8 protein-coding genes and 1 pseudogene are annotated in these 6,000 nt (G+C 73.9%); 8 read left to right on the top strand and 1 reads right to left on the bottom strand.

What is annotated here, in order from left to right; translation table 11 throughout:
• On the top strand, nt 1-229 hold a 229-nt coding region (locus AB0M83_RS42850; RefSeq protein ID WP_364526674.1), incomplete at its 5' end, for a hypothetical protein.
• Between the two features lie 8 nt (nt 230-237).
• A complete protein-coding gene (locus AB0M83_RS42845) occupies nt 238-630 on the top strand; it encodes a hypothetical protein (RefSeq protein ID WP_364526672.1) in 393 nt (130 codons plus the stop codon).
• 430 nt (nt 631-1,060) lie between these two features.
• On the opposite strand, the pseudogene AB0M83_RS42840 reads toward AB0M83_RS42845, so the two are convergent.
• Nucleotides 1,061-1,462: pseudogene (locus tag AB0M83_RS42840) on the bottom strand (class I SAM-dependent methyltransferase); the annotation flags it as partial.
• Nucleotides 1,463-1,488: 26 nt separating this feature from the next.
• On the opposite strand from AB0M83_RS42840, the gene AB0M83_RS42835 reads away from it, so the two are divergent.
• The 6 genes from AB0M83_RS42835 (at nt 1,489) to ligD (ending at nt 5,902) form a co-directional block, all read left to right on the top strand.
• Nucleotides 1,489-3,063 (top strand): glycoside hydrolase family 13 protein, encoded by a 1,575-nt coding sequence (locus tag AB0M83_RS42835; RefSeq protein WP_364526670.1) that lies wholly within the window; start codon nt 1,489-1,491, stop codon nt 3,061-3,063.
• Between the two features lie 127 nt (nt 3,064-3,190).
• The gene (locus tag AB0M83_RS42830; protein ID WP_364526668.1) at nt 3,191-3,379 is read left to right on the top strand and encodes a hypothetical protein; all 189 of its coding nucleotides are present in this window, start codon (nt 3,191-3,193) and stop codon (nt 3,377-3,379) included.
• The gene (locus AB0M83_RS42825; protein ID WP_364526666.1) at nt 3,379-3,555 is read left to right on the top strand and encodes a hypothetical protein; all 177 of its coding nucleotides are present in this window, start codon (nt 3,379-3,381) and stop codon (nt 3,553-3,555) included. The genes AB0M83_RS42830 and AB0M83_RS42825 overlap by 1 nt, the downstream gene beginning before the upstream one ends.
• Nucleotides 3,556-3,611: 56 nt before the next feature.
• Nucleotides 3,612-4,166: a hemerythrin domain-containing protein gene (locus AB0M83_RS42820; RefSeq protein ID WP_364526664.1), complete on the top strand. Its 555-nt coding sequence runs from the start codon at nt 3,612-3,614 to the stop codon at nt 4,164-4,166.
• A 5-nt stretch (nt 4,167-4,171) separates the two neighbouring features.
• Nucleotides 4,172-4,306 (top strand): hypothetical protein, encoded by a 135-nt coding sequence (locus tag AB0M83_RS42815; RefSeq protein WP_364526662.1) that lies wholly within the window; start codon nt 4,172-4,174, stop codon nt 4,304-4,306.
• Between the two features lie 18 nt (nt 4,307-4,324).
• Nucleotides 4,325-5,902: a non-homologous end-joining DNA ligase gene (ligD, locus tag AB0M83_RS42810; protein WP_364526660.1), complete on the top strand. Its 1,578-nt coding sequence runs from the start codon at nt 4,325-4,327 to the stop codon at nt 5,900-5,902.
• The last annotated feature ends 98 nt before the right edge of the window (nt 5,903-6,000 follow it).

Raw genomic sequence — 6,000 nt, 5'->3', positions numbered from 1 at the left:
TCGACATCGGCGTCTCGCCGAGCCCGTGCCCCGCGCCGCCCGGGTCGAGACCGGCATGCCCATGGGCGCGATGGGCGGCGGTGCCCAAGGCGGCGGAGGGGACACCGAACGCCGGTCGCCGGCCTACCGGATCGAGGGCGCCGTCTTCGACAACCTGGGTGAGCCCGGCCGCCGGATCATCGGCTCCCTCAACGACGACGAAGACCCGCCGTCCGCCCGGACCTGGTAGGAGGACGCATGAGCGAGATCGACGCGATGAAGGCCGAGCTCGACGGTCTCGTCCGCGAACAGTCCGAGCGGCGCGTCCTGCGCGAGCAGCGGGGCGAGGAGATCAAGGCCCAGTCCCACGAGTACATGACCAAGCAGGTGCAGGCGGCCGAACGGTACGTGCAGCACGTGCGCGAAATGGCGCAGCGCAAGACGAAGTCCGGCTGGAGCACCGACCGGGGCACCACGGAACCGCCCTCGGCTTTCGCCACGGACGCGTTCGGCGACGAGCCCGGGGCGGCGTCGCCGTTCGCGCCGGGGCCGGACTCGCGGCCGTCCGCCCGTGACGAAAGCCCCCGGCGCGCCCGCCGGGCCCGCGCGGCCGAGGCCGACGACGACGGCTACGACAACAACCCCTGGTAAACCGTCCACAGTGGACGTCAGGGTTGCCAGAGGTCGACGGCGATCTCGCCCAGCCGCTCGGTGAACGTGCCGGCCGGGCTCGCCCGGTGCAGCACCGCGCGCAGCTCGGCCTCGAACTCCGCACGGCGGTCGCCGAACAGGTGCGGCGCCGCGCTGGACAGGGAGAAGACGCCGGCGACGACGTCGTCGGTGGTGCGGGTGACGTCCCGGCCCGGGACCTCGAACCGCCGCGGCCCGCGGAACCCGGCGGCGCGGTAGATCTCCGGCTCGCCGGCGGCCGTGCCGTCCGGCAGGTGCCCTGCCCGGCCCGCCGCACCGGCCCGAGGTACGACCGCACCAGCTCCGCGATCTCCGCGTGCGGTACCGAGCTTTCGACGCCCTGGTGCGTCGTCGCGTGCACGTGGGCGCAGGCGCCGCCGGGCGCCAGCATGCCGCGCACCGCGGCGGCGACCCGCGCCCGGTCGAGCCAGTGGAACGACTGCGCGAAGGTGACCAGCCGGAACCGGCCGAGCCCGGCGGGCAGCTCCTCCGCGCGCCGGTGCACCCAGCGGCAGTTCCGGACGCCCGCCTCGATGGCCAGCCGGTCCGCTTCGCCGAGCATGTCCGCGTCGGCGTCCAGCCCGACCGCTTCGTCGAACCAGCCGGCCAGCAGCAGCGTCAGCGACCCGGGCCCGCAGCCGACGTCGAGCAGACGTCCGGACCCGGCCGGCTCCAGCTCCAGTTCGGCCGCGAACGCCTCGGCGAGCTCCGGGGGATAGCCGGCGCGCCCCCGCGCGTAGTAGCCGGCACTGCCCGAATAGAGGGACGGATCCCACTTCCACGCGTCGCTCACGGCTCCAGCGTAGATACTCGGGTGTCATGGACTCCGCGAACTGGTGGCGCGACGCCGTGGTCTACGAGGTTTACGTACGCAGCTTCGCCGACGCGGACGGGGACGGCACCGGCGATCTCGCGGGCCTGCGCTCGCGCCTGGGCCACCTGGCCGAACTCGGCGTCGACGCGGTGTGGACCACGCCGTGGTACCGCTCGCCGATGGTCGACGGCGGGTACGACGTCGAGGACCACCGGACCCCCGACCCGCTGTTCGGCACCGACTCCGACGTGCTCGACCTGGTCGCCGAGGCGCACCGGGCCGGGCTGCGGCTGCTCATCGACGTCGTGCCGAACCACACCTCCGACCGGCACCCGTGGTTCCGCGCCGCGCTCGCCGGCGGACCCGAACGCGCGCGGTACCACTTCCGGCCGGGCCGCGGCGCCGGCGGCGAGCTGCCGCCCACCGACTGGCGCAGCGTGTTCGGCGGCCCGGCGTGGACGCGGGTGGCCGACGGCGAGTGGTACCTGCACCTGTTCGCCCCCGAGCAGCCCGACCTCAACTGGGACGACGCGGAGGTCCGCGCCGAGTTCGAGGACCTGCTGCGGTTCTGGTTCGCCCGCGGCGTCGACGGCGTGCGCATCGACGTCGCCCACGGCCTGCTCAAGGACCCGGCGTTCCCCGACCTCGGCGCCGAGGACGAAGAGATCGCGCAGCCGCCCGACCGCGGGTCCCACCCGCACTGGGACCTCGACGGCGTGCACGAGATCTACCGCTCGTGGCGCAAGATCGCGGGGGAGTTCGGCCCGGACCGGGTGTTCGTCGCGGAGGCGTGGGTCGACCGGCCGGACCGCCTGGCGCGGTACGTGCGCCCGGACGAGCTGCACACGGCGTTCAACTTCGAGTTCCTGCGCTGCGCGTGGGACGCGGGTGCGCTGCGCGAGGTGATCGACCGGACGCTCGAAGCGCTGGAGGCGGTCGGTGCGCCCGCGACGTGGGTGCTGTCCAACCACGACGTCGTCCGGCATGTGACGCGGTTCGCGCCCGGCGGCGACCTGGTGCTGGGCCGGCGCCGGGCCCGGGCGGCGCTGCTGCTGATGCTCGCGCTGCCCGGCGGGGCGTACCTCTACCAGGGTGAGGAGCTGGGCCTGGAAGAGGTCGAGGACCTGCCCGAGGCTGTGCTCGCCGACCCGACGTGGGAGCGGTCCGGCCACACCCGCCGGGGCCGCGACGGCTGCCGGGTGCCGCTGCCGTGGTCGGGCACGGCACCGCCGTTCGGGTTCTCGCCCGGCGGGACGGGCACGTGGCTGCCCCAGCCGCCCCACTGGCGCACGGCGACGGCCGAAGCCCAGACGGCCGACCCGGGTTCGATGCTCAGCCTGTACCGCGCGGCCCTCGCCACCCGCCGGGCGCACCCGGCACTGGGCGACGGGACGCTGACGTGGTCGCCGGCGTCTCCCGGGGTGCTGTCCTTCGCGCGGGAGCCGGGATTCGCCTGTGTGGTCAACCTGTCGGCGGAGCCGTGCGAGCTGCCGCAGGACGGGCGGGTGCTGCTGGCGAGCGTGCCGCTCGAGGGCCGCCGGCTGCCGGTGGACGCGGCGGTGTGGCTCGCCCGGGACTGAAGCCACCAGGGCTCGCCGGGAGTTGAACCGAGACCACCCGGCCGGGTTGGGTGAAGCGGTGTGAAACCGGGAGCGACGGGGTATCCGGTCGCGTTCGTTGCCGCCTGTCCGAGCCGGAGGTCGTCCGATGCCCGTCCGCACCCCGCGCCCGCCCGCCACCGACGTCGTGGCCATGGCGCTGAAAGTACTGGTGGCCCAAGGCATGACGGGCGCGGCCGCGCAGGCCGGCCTGATCTCGATGGCGCAGGAGCGCGGCCTCGCGGTGCGGAACTGCGCGGCGCTGATCGTGGCCGCAGTGGACGGGAGGCGGGGCTGATGGCCGTGGCCGGGGGATTCTCGAAGGCCGGGGACGCCGACACCGGCGGGGGCGTGCTGCTCGCCGTCGGGCTGGTCGTCGCGTTCTTCACCTGGTGGTCGTGGTGGACGGTCGCGGGCATCGCGCTGACCGCCGCCGGCGTGCTGTGGCTCACGATGGCGAACCGGCAGGAGTAACCGGCCGGCGACGGGGAAAGCCTTCCTCCTTACCACCCACGAGGAGGAGGCTTTCCGTGCCGGACAAGGAAGAAGACGTCATCGAGCTGCTGCAGCGGCAGCACCGGGAGATTCGCGAGCTGTTCGCCGCGCTGGAGACCGCGGAAGACGACCGGCGGCAGGAGCTGTTCCACGACCTCGTGCGGCTGCTGTCGGTGCACGAGACGGCGGAGGAGCTGGTCGTGCACCCGGAGATCCGGGACCTCGAGCCCGCGGCCGAACCCGTCGTCGACGCGCGGCTGGGCGAGGAGCACCGGGCCAAGGAGCTCCTGACGACCCTGCAGAAGATGGGCCCCGAGGCCGATGGGTTCGACACGCTGCTCGTCCAGCTGCGCGAAGACGTGCTCGCCCACGCCGAGCACGAAGAGCGGGAGGAGTTCCCGCTGCTGCGCGCCCACCGGCCGCCGGAGCGGCTGCGGGCGATGGCGGCGACCGCCAAGCTGGCCGAAGCGGTCGGGCCGACCCGGCCGCACGCCGGCGTCGAGAGCGCGAAGGCGAACCTGCTGCTGGGCCCGCCGGCGGCGATCATGGACCGCGCGCGCGACCTCATCCGCGGCGCGCTCGGCGGGTGATCGCGGTGACGGAACCGGACGGCGACGACACGGACCCGGAGGAGTTCGCCGAGGCGGCCGGGCTCGACCCGACCCCGCAGGAGGTGGACGAGTACCGGAAGCTGGCGGAGCGGAATCCGCCGTGGTCGTCGCCGGAGTGAACGGGGTACCCCGTCGTCATGGCTGACGTGCCGGGCCGCAAACTGCGGCGTTACCAGGAGATGCGCGACTTCCGGCGGACCGCCGAGCCGGCCGGCGGGGAGCCGGGCGCGCCGGGCGGGCACCGGTTCGTGGTGCAGCGGCACCGCGCCCGCCGGCTGCACTACGACTTCCGGCTCGAGCTCGACGGCGTCCTGGTCAGCTGGGCGGTGCCGAAGGGGCCGACGCTCGACCCCAAGGCCCGCCGGCTGGCCGTGCACGTCGAAGACCACCCGATCGAGTACGCCGGCTTCGAAGGCGTGATCCCGCACGGGGAGTACGGCGGTGGGGACGTCATCGTCTGGGACCGCGGGGTGTGGCGGCCGGTCGACGCCGATCCGGCGCGCGCGATCGAGGACGGCACGCTGCACTTCGACCTCGAGGGCGAGAAGCTCGCCGGGCGGTTCGTCCTCGTGCGCACGAACCGCGGGGAGAAGGACCAGTGGTTCCTCCTGCACAAGGACGACGACCACGCCGAGCCCGGCTGGGACGCCGAGGACCACCCGCGCTCGGTGAAGAGCGGCCGCACGAACGACGAGGTCGCGGCCGCGCCCGGTGCGCTGTGGCACGGCGACCGGCCCGCCGCGGAGGCCGAGGAGGCGGTCGGTTTCGCCGCGGCGACCGACGACGAGCTGGCGGCCCTCGACGCCCTGGGCGCCAAGGGCAAGTGGACGGTCGCGGGGCGGGAGCTGGCCCTGACCAACCTCGACAAGGTCCTCTTCCCGGCGGCGGGCACCGGCGAGCCGGTGACGAAGCGCGACCTGATCCGCTACTACGTCACGGTCGGCCCGGTCATGCTGCCGTACCTGGCGGGCCGGCCCCTCAACACGAACCGCTTTCCGCAAGGTGTCACCGAACCGGGCTTCTGGCAGAAGGAAGTGCCGAAGCACGCGCCCGGCTGGCTGACGACGTGGCGCAACGAGCGCGCCGAGGCGGGGGAGAGCCAGCGGTACGTCGTGGCCGACAGCGTCGCCACGCTGGCGTGGCTGGCGAACTACGGCGCGCTCGAACTGCACGCCTGGACCTCGTGCGCCGCGGATGTCGACCATCCGACCTGGGTGCTGTTCGACATCGACCCGGGCCCGGAGACGTCGTTCGCGGAAGTCCTGGAACTGGCGCGGCTGCACCGCACAGCGCTCGAGCACCTCGGCCTGACCGGGCGGCCGAAGGTGACCGGCCAGCGCGGGATCCAGGTGTGGGTCCCGATCGCGCCGCACTGCACGTTCGAGCAGACCCGGGCGTGGGCGGAGACGGTGTCGAAGACGATCGGGCGGGTCCTGCCGGACCTGGTCAGCTGGGCGTGGGCGAAGGACAAGCGCCGCGGCCGCGCCCGGCTCGACTACACGCAGAACGTGCTCAACAAGACGCTGGTCGCGCCCTACAGCGTGCGCCCGCGACCCGGGGCGCCGGTATCGGTGCCGCTGGAGTGGGAGGAACTCGACGACGACGGCCTCACCCCGGACCGGTGGACGATCCGGGACGTCCCCGCCCGGCTGGCCGAGCACGGTGACCCGTTCGCGAAGCTGCTCGGGGTCGAGCAGAAGCTACCGGGCCTGTAGCGGGCCGGTTCGCGACGCAGTGAATGACTCATTCCTTGCGCCGGACGCCAGGAATGAGTCATTCACTGCAAGCGGAGGCGGCCGGATGCCGGGCGTGC

It is taken from the genome of Amycolatopsis sp. NPDC051106 (assembly GCF_040682775.1).
In the GTDB taxonomy this organism is placed as follows: Bacteria; Actinomycetota; Actinomycetes; order Mycobacteriales; family Pseudonocardiaceae; genus Amycolatopsis.
The sequence above is the reverse complement of the archived record's forward strand: the minus strand, read 5'-3'. Positions and strand labels throughout refer to the sequence as shown.

Coding starts and splice junctions, on each gene's coding strand:
- ligD (WP_364526660.1), top strand. CDS start 4,325: ATGGCTGACGTGCCGGGCCGCAAACTGCGGCGTTACCAGGAGATGCGC.
- AB0M83_RS42825 (WP_364526666.1), top strand. CDS start 3,379: ATGGCCGTGGCCGGGGGATTCTCGAAGGCCGGGGACGCCGACACCGGC.
- AB0M83_RS42830 (WP_364526668.1), top strand. CDS start 3,191: ATGCCCGTCCGCACCCCGCGCCCGCCCGCCACCGACGTCGTGGCCATG.
- AB0M83_RS42835 (WP_364526670.1), top strand. CDS start 1,489: ATGGACTCCGCGAACTGGTGGCGCGACGCCGTGGTCTACGAGGTTTAC.
- AB0M83_RS42845 (WP_364526672.1), top strand. CDS start 238: ATGAGCGAGATCGACGCGATGAAGGCCGAGCTCGACGGTCTCGTCCGC.